This is a genomic window from Micromonospora sp. SCSIO 07396 (assembly GCF_053667945.1).
The window spans coordinates 165092-181666 of record NZ_CM132210.1 but is presented as its reverse complement, the minus strand read 5'-3'; the positions used below and the strand labels follow the sequence as shown (position 1 = coordinate 181666).

The 16575-nt window shown below is 73.7% G+C and carries 11 protein-coding genes and 2 pseudogenes; 7 read left to right on the top strand and 6 right to left on the bottom strand.

The annotated features are described in order from the left end of the window. Positions 1-50: 50 nt before the first annotated feature. The 7 genes and pseudogenes from ACWCHM_RS00850 to valS form a co-directional block, all read left to right on the top strand. Positions 51-1088 (top strand): annotated as a pseudogene (locus ACWCHM_RS00850) (bifunctional transcriptional activator/DNA repair enzyme AdaA); the annotation flags it as partial. 198 nt (positions 1089-1286) lie between these two features. Further along, positions 1287-1661, top strand: a pseudogene (locus ACWCHM_RS00845) (DNA-3-methyladenine glycosylase family protein); the annotation flags it as partial. Beyond that, positions 1658-2170, top strand: a complete 513-nt coding sequence (locus ACWCHM_RS00840; protein ID WP_454221260.1) for a methylated-DNA--[protein]-cysteine S-methyltransferase — start codon at positions 1658-1660, stop codon at positions 2168-2170. The pseudogene ACWCHM_RS00845 and the gene ACWCHM_RS00840, both read left to right, overlap by 4 nt. Positions 2171-2207: 37 nt before the next feature. Further along, positions 2208-4016 (top strand): ABC transporter ATP-binding protein, encoded by a 1809-nt coding sequence (locus tag ACWCHM_RS00835; protein WP_454221259.1) that lies wholly within the window; start codon positions 2208-2210, stop codon positions 4014-4016. A 95-nt stretch (positions 4017-4111) separates the two neighbouring features. Further along, positions 4112-5944, top strand: a complete 1833-nt coding sequence (locus ACWCHM_RS00830) for an ABC transporter ATP-binding protein (RefSeq protein WP_281894553.1) — start codon at positions 4112-4114, stop codon at positions 5942-5944. 211 nt (positions 5945-6155) lie between these two features. Further along, a complete protein-coding gene (locus tag ACWCHM_RS00825) occupies positions 6156-7730 on the top strand; it encodes a trypsin-like serine protease (RefSeq protein WP_454221258.1) in 1575 nt (524 codons plus the stop codon). 136 nt (positions 7731-7866) lie between these two features. Beyond that, positions 7867-10482 (top strand): valine--tRNA ligase, encoded by a 2616-nt coding sequence (gene valS, locus ACWCHM_RS00820; protein WP_454221257.1) that lies wholly within the window; start codon positions 7867-7869, stop codon positions 10480-10482. A 102-nt stretch (positions 10483-10584) separates the two neighbouring features. Here valS and ACWCHM_RS00815 read toward each other — a convergent pair whose 3' ends face one another. From ACWCHM_RS00815 to ACWCHM_RS00790, 6 genes are read right to left on the bottom strand one after another with little or no spacing between them, the layout of a single operon-like run. Continuing rightward, positions 10585-11295 (bottom strand): ABC transporter permease, encoded by a 711-nt coding sequence (locus ACWCHM_RS00815; protein ID WP_204957795.1) that lies wholly within the window; start codon positions 11293-11295, stop codon positions 10585-10587. Next, positions 11295-12245, bottom strand: coding sequence for an ABC transporter ATP-binding protein (locus ACWCHM_RS00810; RefSeq protein WP_281894489.1), 951 nt, complete (start codon positions 12243-12245; stop codon positions 11295-11297). Before ACWCHM_RS00810 ends, ACWCHM_RS00815 begins: the two co-directional genes overlap by 1 nt. Continuing rightward, a complete protein-coding gene (locus ACWCHM_RS00805) occupies positions 12242-13123 on the bottom strand; it encodes an ABC transporter permease (RefSeq protein ID WP_281894491.1) in 882 nt (293 codons plus the stop codon). Before ACWCHM_RS00805 ends, ACWCHM_RS00810 begins: the two co-directional genes overlap by 4 nt. Further along, positions 13116-14087, bottom strand: coding sequence for an ABC transporter ATP-binding protein (locus tag ACWCHM_RS00800; RefSeq protein ID WP_421490098.1), 972 nt, complete (start codon positions 14085-14087; stop codon positions 13116-13118). The genes ACWCHM_RS00805 and ACWCHM_RS00800 overlap by 8 nt, the downstream gene beginning before the upstream one ends. A gap of 52 nt (positions 14088-14139) precedes the next feature. Next, the gene (locus ACWCHM_RS00795; RefSeq protein ID WP_454221256.1) at positions 14140-15897 is read right to left on the bottom strand and encodes a CotH kinase family protein; all 1758 of its coding nucleotides are present in this window, start codon (positions 15895-15897) and stop codon (positions 14140-14142) included. Then, positions 15897-16574, bottom strand: coding sequence for a DUF4956 domain-containing protein (locus tag ACWCHM_RS00790; RefSeq protein WP_454221255.1), 678 nt, complete (start codon positions 16572-16574; stop codon positions 15897-15899). The genes ACWCHM_RS00795 and ACWCHM_RS00790 overlap by 1 nt, the downstream gene beginning before the upstream one ends. Between the last annotated feature and the right edge of the window lies 1 nt (position 16575).

Below are 16575 nucleotides of genomic sequence, written 5' to 3'. Positions count from 1 at the left end.
GTCCGATTCCCGCGAGCCACTGCCGGTGAGCTGCGGGCATGATCGGTGGCGTGGAGTTGGACTTCGAACGGTGCTACCGCGCCGTGGACAGCCGTGACCAGCGGTTCGACGGGTGGTTCTACACGGGCGTCACGTCGACCGGGATCTACTGCCGGCCGTCCTGCCCGGCGATCACCCCGAAGCGGCGTAACGTCCGCTTCTTCCCGTCGGCAGCCGCCGCGCAGGGGGCCGGCCTACGGGCCTGCCGCCGGTGCCGCCCGGACGCCGCGCCCGGCTCACCGCAGTGGGACGTCCGCGCCGACGTGGTGGGTCGCGCCATGCGGCTCATCGCCGACGGGGTGGTCGACCGGGACGGCGTACCCGGGTTGGCCGCCCGGCTGGGCTACACGCAACGGCACCTGCACCGGATGCTCCGGGCGGAGCTGGGCGCAGGACCGCTGGCGCTGGCGCGGGCCCAACGCGCCCAGACCGCCCGAACGTTGATCGAGACGACCGGGCTGGGCCTCGCGGAGGTGGCGTTCGCAGCCGGGTTCGGCAGCGTACGGCAGTTCAACGACACCGTCCGGCAGGTGTACGGGACGGTGCCGTCGCAGTTGCGCACCGGGCGGGGCGGCCCGCCGACGCCGGGTGGGGCGGGCACGATCACGCTCCGGCTGGCGTACCGGCCGCCGCTGCACGCCGCCGCCCTGCTGGGGTTCCTGGCCGCCCGGACGCTGCCCGGCCTCGACGAGGTGCGCGACGGGACGTACCGCCGGGGGTTGTGGCTGCCGCACGGCCCGGCGCAGATCGCGCTGACCCCGACGACCGGGTACGTCGGGGCGACGCTGCGCCTGGCCGACCTGCGGGACCTGGCCCCGGCGGTGGCCCGCTGCCGTCGCCTGTTCGACCTGGACGCCGATCCGGAGGCGGTCGACCAGACGTTGGCCGCCGATCCGGCCCTGGCCGGGGTCGTCGCCGCCGAACCCGGCGTGCGGGTGCCCCGGGCGGTGGACGGCTTCGAGATGGCGCTGCGGGCCATCATCGGCCAACAGGTCTCCCTCCCCGCCGCCCGCACCACCCTCACCCGCCTCCTCACCCACCCGGCCCTCACCCCCGGCCCCCACCCCCGCTCCGGCCCCCGCCCCGGCCCCGGCTCCGGCTCCGGCTCCGGTGATCAAGAGGTTTGCGTCACGGAGAGCGCTTCCCGGCGACGCAAACCTCTTGATCACCGCGCCGCGGCGGACGGGGGCGGCGCGGCCGACGGGGGCGGCGCGGCGGACGGGGGCGGGGCAGGCGGGTGGGGGGTGTGGGGGTTCCCGGGGGCGGAGGAGGTGCTGGGGTTGCCGGATGCGGCGTTCGGGATGCCGGCCGCCCGGCGGGAGACGATCCGGGCGCTGGCCCGGGCGGTCGCCGCCGGGGAGGTAGACCTGGAGCCGGGCGGCGACCGGGCGGAGACGGTACGACGGTTGACCGCGCTGCCCGGGATCGGCCCGTGGACCGCCGGTTACCTGGCCATGCGGGCCCTCGGCGACCCCGACGTGCTCCTCCCCACCGACCTCGCGGTACGTCGGGGCGCTGCCGCCCTCGGCCTGCCGGCCACCCCCACCACCCTGGACACGTACGCCGACCGCTGGCGACCCTGGCGGTCGTACGCGGCGATCAGACTCTGGAGAGCGGCATGACGACCCTCGGCACCACCACCATGGACACCCCGGCCGGCCCGTTCAGCGTGCTCGTCGACCCCGACGGCGCAGTCCGGGCCGCCGGTTTCACGGCAGACCCGGACAGCCTGCTGCCGCTGGTGCACCCGAGCCTGCGCGGCCCGCTGACGCCGTACGCCGACCTCGGTCCGGTGACCGCCGCCGTCCGCGCCTATCTCGACGGGGACCTGACCGCGATCGACGTGGTGCGGGTACGGCAGCACAGCGGCGGGGCGTTCCAGACCCACGCCTGGACCGTGCTGCGCGACGTCAAACCGGGCGAGCCGGTCACCTACACCGGGTACGCCGCACTGGCCGGCCGGCCCGCCGCGGTCCGGGCAGCCGCCGCCGCCTGTGCCCGTAACGCCGCCGCCCTCTTCGTGCCCTGCCATCGGGTGCTGCGCACCGACGGCACCCTCGGCGGCTACCGGTACGGTCTGCCGGTGAAGAGGTGGTTGCTCGGTCACGAGCGGCGGCTGACGGCAAGCTGACAGCGGAATCGACGCCGATCGACGCTACCGTCGGGTAGTGCCTGCGCAGCGCGACGGCGACCCGGCCAACCCCAGGGCGGACGGTCGGGTCCGGTCGCTGCGCAACCTCTGGCGGCTGCGCCGCTACCTGCGTCCGTACGCCGCCGCGTACGTCCTGCTGTTGCTGGCGGCGTTGGCCGCCACCGGGGCGGGTCTGGCCGTACCCCTGGTGGTGCAGCGGGTGGTGGACGGGCCGATCGCCCGGCACGACCCGGCGGGGCTGCTCCGCCTCGGCGGGCTGGCCCTGCTGCTCGGCCTGGTCGAGGCGGTGCTGATCTTCATCCGGCGGTGGAGCCAGTCCTCCTCCTCGGTCGGCATGGAGGCGACCATCCGCGCCGACCTGTACGCCCACCTGCAACGTCTGCCGGCCGGATTCCACGACCGCTGGCAGTCCGGGCAGCTGCTCTCCCGGGCGATCAGCGACCTGTCGGTGCTGCGCCGGTTCCTCTCCTTCGGGCTGCTGTTCCTGGTGCTCAACGTGGTCACCTACGTCGCCGTGGTGATCCTGTTGATCCGCCTGCACGGGCCGCTGGGGCTGCTGGTGGCGGCCAGCGCGGTGCCGCTGTTCCTGATCAGCCGCCGGTTCGGGCGGCACTACCACACCTCGTCGCGGCGGATGCAGGACCAGCAGGGCGACGTGGCCACCCTGGTCGAGGAGACCGCGCAGGGGCTGCGCACCATGAAGGCGTACGGGCGGGGGCCGGAGCTGGCCGACCGGTTCGCCGGGCGGGCCCGCGCGCTGCACGACACCGGCGTGGCCAAGGGGGCGCTGCTGGCCGGCGCGTCGGCGCTGTTCGACCTGGTGCCCAACCTGACCCTGGGCGCGACGCTGGTCGGTGGCGCGACGCTGGTCGCCCGGGACGCGTTGACCATCGGTGAGCTGGTCGCCTTCGTCAGTCTCCAGCTCATGCTGATCTGGCCGGTGCAGTCGCTCGGCTGGATCATCGCCAACGGGCAGGAGGCGGCCACCGCCGCCGACCGCATCCAGGAGGTGCTGGACACCCCGCCGTCGATCGTGGACGCCCCGGACGCCGTGCCGCTGGCCCGCTCGGCGGTGCGCGGCCGGCTCCGCTTCGAGGGGGTTTCGTTCCGCTACCCGGGCAGCGCCGAACCGGTGCTGCGGGAGATCGAGCTGACCGTCGAGCCGGGCGAGACGCTGGCCCTGGTCGGGGCGACCGGCTGCGGCAAGAGCACCCTGCTCTCCCTGGTGCCCCGGCTGCACGACGTCACCGGTGGCCGGATCACCCTGGACGGGCACGACCTGCGCGGGGTACGCCTGGACGCGCTGCGCCGGCTGGTCGGGGTGGCCTTCGAGGAGCCGACGCTGTTCTCCATGTCGGTCTGGGAGAACCTCACCCTGGGCTGCCCGGACGCCACCGACGACGAGGTCCGGGCCGCGCTGGCGCTGGCCCAGGCCGACTTCGCGTACGACCTGCCGTGGGGGTTGGCGACCCGGGTGGGCGAGCAGGGGCTGTCGCTCTCCGGCGGGCAGCGGCAACGGCTGGCGCTGGCCCGCGCGGTGCTCGGCCGGCCCGCGCTGCTGGTTCTCGACGACCCGCTCTCCGCCCTGGACGTGCACACCGAGGCACTGGTCGAGGCGGCGCTGCGCCGGGTGCTGCGGGACACCACCGCGCTGCTGGTGGTGCACCGGCCGTCGACGGTCGCGCTGGCCGACCGGGTGGCGCTGCTCGACGGGGGTCGGATCACCGCCGTCGGCCGGCACGGCGACCTGCTGGCCACCGTGCCGGCGTACCGGGCGGTGCTCGCCGCCGAACCCGCGCCGGCACCGGGCCTGGTGCGTTCGTGATCCGCCGGCCGGCCCGGCAGCACCGCACGACCGCCGGTGACGGCCGCCCGCCCCGGCAGCACGGCACCGCCGGGGGTGACGGCCGGTCGGTCGCGCTGGACCACTGGCGGGGCCGGGCCACCGACCCGGACGCCGACCGCAGCCGCGCCGAGGACGACTCCCCGGAGGCGGTGGCCCGGCTGCGGGGGCGCAGCCGGGCGCTACTGCGCGACCTGCTCCGCCCGCACCGCAGGTCGCTCGGCGTGGCGGTGGGCCTGCTGCTGGCCCAGAACGCCGCCGCGATGGCCGGGCCGTACCTGGTCATGCTCGGCATCGACCGGGCGGTGCCGCCGCTGCGCGCCGGGGACCCGGGTCCGCTGGCCGCCGTCGCGGGCGCGTTCGCCGTCGCAGCGGTCACCGAGTACGCCGCCCGGCGCAGCTACCTCACCCGCTCCGCCCGGATCGGCCAGGCCGTCCTGCTCGATCTGCGCCAGCGGGTGTACGGCCACCTGCTGACCCTCTCGGTCGGCTTCCACGAGCGCTACACCTCCGGCCGGGTGGTGTCCCGGCTCACCAGCGACGTCGACTCCATCGCCGAGCTGGTCGACGGGGGGATCGACACCCTGGTCGCCGCCGCGCTGTCGGTGCTGTCGGTGGCCGCCATCCTGCTCTGGCTGGACCTGCCGCTGGCGGCGGTGACGCTGCTGGCGTTCCCGTTCCTGTTCTGGCTGTCCCGCTGGTTCGCCCGCGCCTCGGCCCAGGCCTACCGGCACAGCCGGGAGGCGGTGGCCCTGGTGATCGTCCATTTCGTCGAGTCGTTACGCGGCATCCGGGCGGTGCAGGCGTTCCGCCGTGAGCCGCGCAACCAGCAGATCTTCGTGACGGTCAACGACGAGTACCGGCGGACCAGTCTGCACGGGTTCCGGCTGATCGCCACGTACTCGCCGGGGATCAAGGTGATCGGCAACGTCACCGTGGCCACCGTGCTCGGGTACGGCGGCTGGCGGGTGCTGGGCGGCGACACCGAGGTGGGGGTGCTCGCCGCGTTCCTGCTCTATCTGCGCCGGTTCTTCGATCCGATGCAGGAGCTGAGCCAGTTCTACAACTCGCTCCAGTCGGCGACCGCCGCCCTGGAGAAGCTCGCCGGGGTGCTCGACGAACGGCCGGGGGTGCCCGAACCGGCGTCGCCGGTGCCGTTGCCGGCCGGGCCGGGGCGGGGCGCGGTGACGTTCCGCGCGGTCTCCTTCGGTTACCGGCCGCAGACGCCGATCCTGACCGGGCTGGACCTGGCCGTGCCGGCCGGTCAGACGGTGGCCCTGATCGGCCCGACCGGCGCCGGCAAGTCGACGGTGGCGAAGCTGCTCGCCCGCTTCCACGACCCGGACGCCGGCACGGTCGAGTTGGACGGCGTCGACCTGCGGGACCTGTCCGACGCCGAGCTGCGCCGGGCGGTGGTGCTGGTGACCCAGGAGAACCACCTGTTCGGCGGCACGGTGGCGGAGAACATCCGGTTCGGCCGGCCGGACGCCTCCGACGCGGCGGTGCAGGCGGCGGCGCGGGCGATCGGCGCACACGACTTCATTGCCGCCCTGCCCGACGGGTACGCCACCGAGGTGCACCGGCGCGGCGGCCGGCTCTCCGCCGGGCAGCGGCAGCTCGTCGCGTTCGCCCGCGCGTTCCTGGCCGACCCCCGGGTGCTGATCCTGGACGAGGCGACGTCGTCGCTGGACGTGCCGACCGAGCGGCTGGTGCAGCGGGCGCTGGCCAGCGTGCTGCGGGACCGCACCGCGCTGGTGATCGCGCACCGGCTCTCCACGGTGGAGACCGCCGACCGGGTGCTGGTCGTCGACTCCGGACGGATCGTCGAGGACGGTGCGCCGGCGCGGCTCGCCACCACCGGCGGCCGGTACGCCACGCTGCACCGGCAGTGGCGCGAGTCGCTGAGCTGACCGGCGGACGCCTCGCACCCGGCCGCCGCCCGGTCCCGGCGGGTGAGCAACGCGGTCGGGACCGAACCGGACGGTACGGGGCAACCGGTGCCCGCCGGGGACGGATAGACTCTGCCCGCATCGACGGCCCCGACCCTGTTCCCACCGGTCCGACCGGCCGGGCGGGCGTGGCGGGGTCGGTCGCGTCGCCGGCATACGGGGAGGTTGCGGCGTGCGGATCCGTGGACGAGTGGTGCTGGCAGCGGCGTTGACGCTGAGCACGATGGGGACGACCGGGGTGGCGTTGGCCATGGACCGGGGCACCGGTCCGACCGGCGGACCGGCAGGTGGCACCTGGGCGGCCGGGGCGGCCCCGGTCGCCGTGGAGGCCCGGGTGGCGGCCGGCACCGACGTCGGTGGCCGGGCCGCGACGCCCGCCGCACCGCGTCCGGCACCGGTGGCGACCCGCCCGGCGGCCCAGGTCGCGCAGGCCGCCCCCGCCTCGGTGAGCTACCTGAGCGACCGTTACCGGGTCGCCCCGGGCGAGGCCGCCCGCCGGCTGGCCCTCCAGGAGCTGTCCGCGCCGCTGGCCGACACCCTCGCCACCCGTTTCCCCGACTCGTACGCCGGGATGTGGCTGGACCAGGCGGGCGGCGGGGTGCTCACCATCGCCGCCACCGACCCGGCCCCGGTCGCCGGGGCGGTCGCCGGGCTGCCGGACGCCCGGCACGTCACCGTCGTGCCGGCCCGGCACTCGCGGCGCGACCTGGACGCGGCGGCGACCCGACTGGCCGGGACGCTGGGCGTCACCGCCGGGCGGGACGTGGTGGTCGACGAGCGGGCCAACGAGGTGCTGGTGCTCACCGGCGACGCGGTGCCCGCCGGTGACACCCGGCTGGCCGGTGCGCTCGACTCGGCCGGGGTGCCGGCCCGGGCCCGGGCCCGGCTCGACGAGGGCGCGATCCCCAAGGCGTGCGACCCGCGCTACTGCGCGCAGGCGCCGATGCGCGGCGGCATCCGGCTGGACGTGCCCCGCGACGACGGCACCGTCGGCGGCTGCACCACGGGCTTCAACGTCCGGGCGAAGTCCGGGCAGTACTACGTGCTGACCGCCGGGCACTGCGTGGTGGGCGGCCGGCACCAGCGGGTGGACGACACCTGGCACCAGTTCCTCGGGCCGAAGGTGCCGGTGGGCGTCGAGTCGACCAACCCGGTGCTGGCCGAGAACGACTTCCCCAACGACTACGCGGTCCTGCCCTACGCCACGGGGGCCAGCACCCGCTGGGCGTACCCGAGGCGCAGTGTCGGCAACACGCCGAGCCTGGTCAACTACTGGTGCGTGGCCGACAATCCGGCCTGCGCCGGCAGGGGCAGCCGCGACGTGCCGATCACCGGCGTCACGCCGTACGCCGCCGTGCAGGCCGGCTGGGTGGTCTGCGCCACCGGCTCGGCGTACACCCCGAAGGCCGGCGAGCAGTACGTCGACTCGGGTGCCGGGGTCGGCTACCTGCCGGGCACCCGCTGCGGCGAGGTCATCGGCAAGGCCGGCGGCGGCATCGACGTGCGGGTGTGCGCGCGGCCCGGTGACAGCGGCGGCCCGCTGTTCACCGAGTCCGACGGGCGGGCGCTGGGCATCCTGAACAACGGCGATCCCGGCGAGGGGCCGTGCACCAACCCCGACGAGACGAACACCTACGCGTCGGTCTCGGTGATCCTCGACCGGGTCAACGACCGCACCGGGCTCGACTTCCAGATCGCCACCAAGGGGCCGCTGCTCGCCCCGCCGGTCGGCTCTTCGAACCGGTAGCCCACCGGGTCCGGCCCACGTCGCACCGGGCACTCGGCCCGCCACGACCCATGTCGTGCCGGGCACCCGGTGCGGTGCCGCCGGCACGCCCGGTAAAGCCGTGGGCGGGAGGTCGACGGCTGCCTACGATCGACCGATGACTGATACGGCGAGGACGGCCCGCGCCGGTGTTCCCGAACGTCCCACCCTGGACGGCATCGAGGAACGCTGGGCGCGCCGCTGGCAGGAGGAGGGCACGTACGCGTTCGACCGGGAGAAGGCGACCGTAGCGGGTCGCGGGTCGACGGCGGGGACCCCGCGTCGGCACGGTCGCGGCGACGACGTGTACGCCATCGACACCCCGCCGCCGACCGTATCCGGCGAGCTGCACATGGGGCACGTCTTCTCGTACACGCACACCGACACGGTGGCCCGGTTCCAGCGGATGCGCGGACGCAACGTGTTCTACCCGATGGGCTGGGACGACAACGGCCTGCCCACCGAACGCCGGGTGCAGAACGTCTACGGGGTGAGTTGCGACCCGTCCCTGCCGTACGACCCGGCGTGGCAGCCGCCCGACGCCCCGGTCACCGAGGCCCGACGCCGGGAGCCGACGCCGATCTCCCGCCGCAACTTCGTCGAGCTGTGCGAACGGTTGACCGCCGCCGACGAGCAGGTCTTCGAGGCGCTCTGGCGGCGGCTCGGGCTGTCGGTGGACTGGTCGCTGACGTACACCACGATCGGGCGTACGGCGCGGGCCACCTCGCAGCGGATGTTCCTGCGCAACCTGGCCCGGGGCGAGGCGTACCAGGCGCAGGCGCCGACGCTGTGGGACGTCGGGTTCGGCACCGCCGTGGCGCAGGCGGAACTGGAGGACCGGGAGCGCCCGGGGGCGTACCACCGGCTGCGGTTCACCGGGCCGGACGGGCGGGAGGTGCTGATCGACACCACCCGACCGGAGCTGCTGCCGGCCTGCGTGGCGCTGGTCTGCCACCCGGACGACGAGCGGTACGCCGATCTGGTGGGCACGACCGTGCGTACCCCCGTGTTCGGGGTCGGGGTGCCGGTGCGCGCGCACCCGCTGGCGGACCCGGGCAAGGGCACCGGCATCGCGATGGTGTGCACGTTCGGCGACCTGACCGACGTGACCTGGTGGCGGGATCTCGACCTGGCGACCCGGGTGGTGATCGGCCGGGACGGCCGGCTGCTGGCCGAGCCGCCGGCCGGCGTGCCTGACGGACCCTACGCCGCGCTTTCCGGGCAGTCGGTCAACGCCGCCCGGCGGGCCGTGGTGGAGCAGCTGCGCGACGCCGGTGACCTGGTGGGTGAGCCGCGCGAGATCACCCATCCGGTGAAGTTCTACGAACGCGGCGACCGGCCGTTGGAGATCGTCTCGACCCGGCAGTGGTACCTGCGCAACGGCGGCCGGGACGCCGGGCTGCGGGCGGAGCTGCTGGCCCGGGGCGACGAGCTGCGCTGGGTGCCGGAGCACATGGCGCACCGCTACGCGCACTGGGTGGGCGGGCTGACCGGGGACTGGCTGGTCAGCCGGCAGCGCTTCTTCGGGGTGCCGGTGCCGGTGTGGTACCGGCTCGACGCCTTTGGCGAGCCGGACCATGCCAACCCTCTCACACCGGACGAGGCGTCGTTGCCGGTCGACCCGTCGGCTGAGCCGCCGCCCGGCTACGACGAGTCGCAGCGCGGCGTGCCCGGTGGGTTCGTCGGCGACCCGGACGTGCTGGACACCTGGGCCACCTCGTCGTTGACCCCGCAGATCGTCGGCGGTTGGGAGACCGACCCGGAGCTGTTCGACCGGATCTTCCCGATGGATCTGCGCCCGCAGGGGCAGGAGATCATCCGGACCTGGCTCTTCGGCACCGTCGTGCGCGCCCACCTGGAGCACGGGGTGCTGCCCTGGCGGGACGCGGTGCTCTCCGGCTGGATCCTCGACCCGGACCGCAAGAAGATGTCCAAGTCCAAGGGGAACGTGGTCACCCCGATGGCGCTGCTGGAGCAGCACGGCTCGGACGCGGTGCGCTACTGGGCGGCCAACGGCCGGCCCGGCATGGACCTGGCCTTCGACCCGGCGCAGATCAGGGTGGGCCGGCGGCTGGCCACCAAGCTGCTCAACGCCTCGAAGTTCGCGTTGGGGCTGGGGGCCGCCGACGCCCTGCGCACCCCGGCGACCACCCCGCTGGACACCGCCCTGCTCGCCGAGCTGTCCACCGTGGTCGCCACCGCGACCGCCGCCTTCGACGGGTACGACCACACGGCCGCGTTGCAGGCCACCGAGGCGTTCTTCTGGCGGTTCTGCGACGACTACATCGAGTTGGTGAAGGAACGTGCCTACGGCACCGGGCCGGGTGCCGACTCGGCCCGGGCGGCGCTGGCCACCGCCCTGTCGGTGCAGTTGCGGCTGTTCGCCCCGGTGCTGCCGTACGTGACCGAGGAGGTCTGGTCGTGGTGGCGGTACGGCTCGGTGCACCGGGCCCCCTGGCCGACCACCTACGAGGTGGGGCGGGCGATCACCGGCACCGGTGACCCGGCCCTGCTGCGGCTGGCCGGAGACGCGCTGGGCCAGGTCCGGCGGGCCAAGTCCGAGCGCAAGCTGTCGATGCGGGCGGAGGTCCCGCTGGCCGAGGCGCTGGGCCCGGCGGGCCTGCTCGACCAGCTCACCCTGGTCGCCGACGACGTGCGCGCCGCCGGCCGGATCACCACCCTCGACCTGCTCCCCGACCGCGCCCCCGAACTCGTCATCGCCAGCGCGTTCTGAGCCGGGTCGGGCTCGAACGCCGGTGTGGCGGTATCCGGGGCACCTGGATACCGCCACACCGGCGCAATCGTGTCGATCGAAGTCCGGGCCGGCCGGACCGGATCAGCTGGTTTCGCCGGCGATGCTGAAGGAGCGGAGGCGGTCGATGGCCAGCACGGTGAAGCCGACGCTCACCAGGGCGGTCAGCACCGCCGCCACCGGCACCGAGACGGTGGTCGACAGCAGGTCGGTGGGGGCCATCCGGTCGGCCAGGGCGATCACCCACTGCTGGATCGACAGCACCCGGGTGCCGCTGACGAAGTTGCCCAGCAGCCCCTCCCAGATCAGCACGTAGACCAGGCCGAGCAGCACCGGCCGCCGGGTGACCAGGCTGAGCGCCAGGAACAGCGCCGAGTAGGCCAGCGCGCCGAGCGCCGAGGCGACGACCAGGCCCAGGCCGAGACGTACCGAATCGGCGAGCACGCCCGCGACGTAGAGCGGCACGGCGACGGTGACCGCGCTGACCCCGGCGGCCACCGCGAGTTTCGGCAGCACGATCTGCCAACGCGGCAGCGGCTTGGTCAGGATGTGCACCACCGTGCCGTCGTCGATCTCCGCGCCCAGCACGCCGGTGCCGACGATGAGCGCCACCACCGGCAGCACCACGGCCAGGCCGAGACCGACCAGCACCGGCGGGGCCCACTGGCCCGGGTCCACCCCGAGCGACCGGCACAGGACGGCCAGCAGCACCAGCACCGCCGGCAGCGGCAGCAGCATGAGGAACCGGCGACGGCCGAACAGCCCGCGCGCGGTGATCCAGGAAACGGTCGACATCAGGCCTCCACCAGGTAGGAGAAGACGCTCTCCAGGGACTCGTCCTCGGGGGTCAACTGCCGGACCCGGATCTGCCGGGCGAGCGCGATCTTGGGCAGCGCCCGGGTGAACGCGCCGTAGTCACCGGCGCGTACGGTCAGGCCGGTCTTGTCCAGCTCGACGCCCGCGACCGACGGGTCGGCCATCAGCGCCACGGCCAGCGCCCGGTCGTCGGTGGAGCGGACCGCGAAGACGTGCGGCCGGTTGGTCATCAACCGGCGGATGGTGCGGAAGTCGCCGGAGGCGGCCAGCCGGCCGGCCACCATCACCTGCACCGTGCCGGAGACCTGCTCGACCTCCTCCAGGATGTGCGAGCTGAACAGGATCGTCCGTCCGGCGTCGCCGAGGGAGTGCAGCAGGCCCATCATGTGCAGCCGCTGGCGCGGGTCCATCCCGTTGAACGGCTCGTCGAGCAGCAGCACCTGCGGGTCGTGCACCAGCGCGGCGGCCACCCGGGTCCGCTGCCGCATCCCCTTGGAGTACGTGCCGATCCGGCGGTTCTGGGCGTCGGTCATCTCGACCAGCTCGATCGCCCGGCGGGCCGCGGCCTCCGGATCGGGCAGCCGGTGCAACTTCGCGCTGGCCAGCACGAACTCGCGGGCGGTGAGGAAGGAGTGCACCGCCTCCCGCTCGCTGACCAGCCCGAGCCGCCGGTAGACCGCCGGGTTGCGCCAGGTGGACTCCCCGTCGAGGGTGAGCGTGCCCCGGGACGGGGCGAGGAAGCCGGCCATCATGTGCAGCAGGGTGGTCTTGCCGGCGCCGTTCGGGCCGAGCAGGCCGGTCACCCCGGGGCCGAGCCGCATGGTGACGTCGTTGACCGCCACCACGTTGCCGTACCAGCGGGAGACCCCGGCGAGGTCCAGGGTGCTGGTGGTGACCACCGGCCGGGCGTCGGTGTCGAGTGTGGTCATCGGGCGGCCACCTTCCGGTATCGCAGCAGCAGCAGGGCGGTGCAGGCGGCGACCAGCAACACGGCGACCACCGCGTAGACCGGGCCGAAGCCGCCGATCGGCGGGCCGGTGCCGGCACCCGGGTAGAGCAGGTCCTGCAACGCCCACGAGCCGACCCCCTGTACCAGCGTCGACGGCGAGGCCAGCAGGGCCAGCTCGTTGACGGCCCGCGAGGGCAGGATCGACAGCACGCCGACGACCGGGGTGGTCATCAGGAAGACCGCCACGATGCCACCGGCGGCGAAGGCCCGCTTGCCGGTGAGCGAGGCGACCAGCAGACCGATCGAGGCGAAGACCGCCGCCCACAGCCCGGCGTAGAGCAGGCCGGGCAGCAGGTCCAGCAGCTCGTTCCAGGTGCCGCGCAGGCCGTCGGGGGTGGTGAACGCAGCCCCCAGGAACATCACCAGCTGCGGCCCGCCCAGCAGCAGCCACAGCGCGCTGGCCAGGGAGAGCAGCTTGGCCAGCGCGTAGTCGTCACGCGGCAGCGGCCGGGAGAAGTACAGCGGGAGCACACCGCTGCGCAGGTCCCGGGAGACCAGCTCGGGGGCGGCCACCGCGACGAAGAAGATGACCAGCCAGCTCATCGCGTCGGCGAACTGGGCGTACGTCATCACCACCTCGCCGATCTGGCTGCGGACGGCGGTGAGGCCGGCGGCCACCACCGTCACGATGCCGACCACCAGCCAGGGGAAGATCTTCGCCTTGGCGCTGCGGCCCAGCCCGAAGACCGTCCGCAGGCCGTGCAGGTAGAGCGCGCCGAAGACGTGCCGGCGGCCCAGCCGCGGGCCGGTGTAGCGCTGGTAGCCGATGTCGTGGATGACGCCGGTCGGCTCAGGCATTGCTGGGCTCCCTCGGGGCGAAGAGTTCGGCCACCCGGTGCCGGCGCTGGTCCAGCCGGTGCAACGGCAGGTCCAGCTCGGCGACCGCGCCGAGGATCAGGTCGTAGGTACGCTCGTCGGCCAGCGGGACGAGCAGCATCCGGCCGTCGCGGGTCACCGGCAGGTCGAGCGCGGCGAGCCGGCCGGCCAACTGGTCGGTGCCCTCGCTGACCTCGACGGCGAGCAGGTCGGTGGCCGAGGTCATCGCGTCGATCCGGTCGGCACGCAGCAGCCGCCCCCCGTCGATGGCGACCAGGGTGTCGCAGATCCGCTCCACCTCGCCCAGCAGGTGCGAGCAGACCAGGACGGAGATGCCGAACTCGGTGCCGATCCGGTGGACCAGGGCGAGCATGGCGTCCCGGCCGGCCGGGTCGAGCCCGTTGGTGGGCTCGTCGAGCAGCAGCAGGTCCGGGTCGTGCACCAGAGCCTGGGCGAGCTTGACCCGCTGCTTCATGCCGGTGGAGTAGCCGCCCACCGGGCGGTACCGCTCCTCGTAGAGACCGACGTGGCGCAGCGTCTCGGAGGCGCGCTCGCGGGCCACCGTGCGGGGCAGGCCGCTCATCCGCCCCAGGTGGGTGACGAGTTCGGCGGCGGACAGGTCGGGCGGGAGCGCCTCGTGTTCGGGCATGTAGCCGACCCGGGCGCGGACCGCCGCCGGGTCGGTGGTGGGGTCGAGGTCGAGCACACGGACCCGTCCGCTGGTCGGCGGGAGCAGGCCCAGCAGGATCTTTATCAGGGTCGACTTGCCGGCGCCGTTCGCGCCGACCAGTCCGATGATCCCCGGCTCGACCGCGACGGTGAGGTCGGCCAGCGCGGTGACCCGGCCTCCGTACGTCTTGGTCAGCGACTCGGTCGCGATCAGTGTCACGTCCGCCAGCCTAGGGAGCCGGCACCCTGGCGGGTATCCGGATTCGCCCGGGGACATCCCTGAGGTCGGCGGTGGGACGCGGGCCCGTCGGACCCGCGTCCCACCGGGTTCAGCCTCGGGCGATCACCTCGTGCTTGGCCAGGCTCTCGGTCCGCTGGCCGATGAGGGTACGCAGCCGGGCCGCGTCGGAGTCGACGGCGGCGGCGTCGACCCCCTCGACGCCCTTCAGCGTCGTGCTGATCGCGGTGAGCGACTCCGCCGCCTTCCCGCTGCCGTAGACCTGCTGGTACAGCTCCCGGTAGGCGTCCTCGTAGGTCGCCTTGAAGGCGTCGGCGGCGAGGAAGCGCTCCTTGAGCTTGTGGCCCGTCATCATCCCGCCGCGCGGACCATCCCCGTCGCCAGCACCCCGGGCGCCCGGTCCGGCCGGCTGTCCGGCCTGACCGGCGGGCTGACCCGGTTGCCCGGGTTGCTGACCGGTCCCGCCCGGTGCGGCCTGGCCCGGGGCCGCGCCGTCGGCACCGGCTGCGCCGGGCCCGCCCCGGCCCATGCCCAACCCGCCGCTGTCGTGCGGGCCCTGGCTGGCGTTGCCGCTGAAGGTCAGATTGTGGTCCCAGCTGATCACGCTGAACCTCTTCGTCCCCAGGTCGTACCAGAGGTAGTAGTTCTTCCCCGGGCCGGCCATGTCGTCGAAGTTGAGCAGCAGATTCTGCAACGCGACGTACCGGGCGAAGGACGCCACGTCGACCCTGTCGGCGAGCTGCGCGGCGAACTCCTCGTCGCTGGCCGACGTCACCCACCGGATCAGGTTCATCACCGGTTGCAGGTCCTGGCTGCCCTTCATGGTGATCTGCTTGAAGTCGTCGGCGTACGCGGTCGGGTCGTCGCCCTGGTCGGTGAAGCTGCCGCTGGCCAGTGACTTGTAGAGCACGCCGGTACCGTCCATCTGATCGGCGAAGTGCTCGTCCGGGTGCTCGACCAGCAGTCGGGCGGTGGTGGGCCGGTCGTTGACGGTGAACGAGGAGTACGCGTACCGCTGCGCGGGCTCACCCGTGGCGTCGAGCAGCGACAGCGACAGGGCCTCGTTGAGCACTGTCGAACCGCCGCCCATGCCACCGACCCGGACGGCCACCTCCCGGTGCCCCTGGTAGCGCCGGCCGTCGACGAACTCGTCGAAGCTGAGCAGCCACGGCAGCGTCTCCGGCTCCTCGGCCTTCAACGCCGTCCGGGTCATCCCACCGGGAAACTGACCACCACCGGCCTGCTGACCGCCACCCGGCTGCTGACCACCGCCGGCCTGATCGCCTGCTGCGGGCTGCTGGACGCCGGAAGCAGCATCGTCCGGCGGCCCGCCACCGGGGAACCCGGCGCCCTGCGGCGGCCCGCCCGGGAACCCGCCGCCCGGTCGCTGCCCACCGCCGTCCTCACCCCGGCCCCCGAAGGACCGCGTCTCGCCCTTCCAACTGAGCTGGCCGAGCGTCGAGTTGCCCTTGAGCCGGATGCCCACGCTGGGGATCGTGGTCCCGTCGACGGTCAGGTCGGCCTCGACGTACCCCTTCTCGCCCTCCTTCCAGTAGGCGTCGAGCATCCGCTCGTAGTCGGCGTCGCGGAACGTCAGCGACATCTCGTGCGCCCGACCGGCGTCGAAGAGGTCGACGGTGCCGGGGATGTCCACGCTCACCACGTCGCCCCCGGAGTCCCCGGCGCTGGTCACGTAGGGGCGGATCCGTTCCGTACCCAGCACCAGGGTCAGCACGGCGAGGAAGGCCGCACAGGTGGTGAGCAGCTTCCAGTTCTGCCGCACCCGGACCGGCAGCCGGCGACGCAGCCGGGGCGGCAGCACCGACCGGGTACGCAGGGAACGCGCCATCACAGGTCCGTCTGGTCGTAGCCGGTCAGCACGGTCACCCGTTGGCCCGAGGTCCGCTCACTGAGCGCGCTGATCAGGTCGCCCGGCTCGCCGCCCTTCTTCAACCGGACCGTGTACGTCATCTCGGTGAGCGCACCGGCCCGGATCGTCTCCATGCTGACCAGTTCGAACTCGGTGGTGTGCCGGACCAGCACGTCCTGGATGTCGGCGGTGTGGTTGCCCCCGGCGGGGACCTGGACCTTGACGACCTGCCGCTGCACGTTGAGCGCGAACCAGTTGAACCGGTACATCACCACGATGATCAGGCTGATCGCCACGGCGGCGGCGACGGCCAGGCTGTAGAACCGGGTGCCGCAGGCCATCCCGACGCCCATCACCAGGAAGATGAAGCCGACGTCGCGGGTCTCCTTGATGGCGTTGCGGAACCGCACCACCGACAGCGCGCCGACCAGGGCGAACGCCCGCGCGATGTTGGAGCCCACCACCAGCATGATCAGCGAGATCAGCATGCCCAGGATGATCAGCGTCTGGACGTACGACTGGCTGTACGACACGTTGCGGTGGGTGGCCCGGTAGACCCAGCCGATCATGGCGCTGAGCAGGAAGGACAACGACAGCGTGAGGGCGATGTCGCCCGAGCTGAAGGTGCCGGACAGGTCCTGGAACGTGATGTCCATC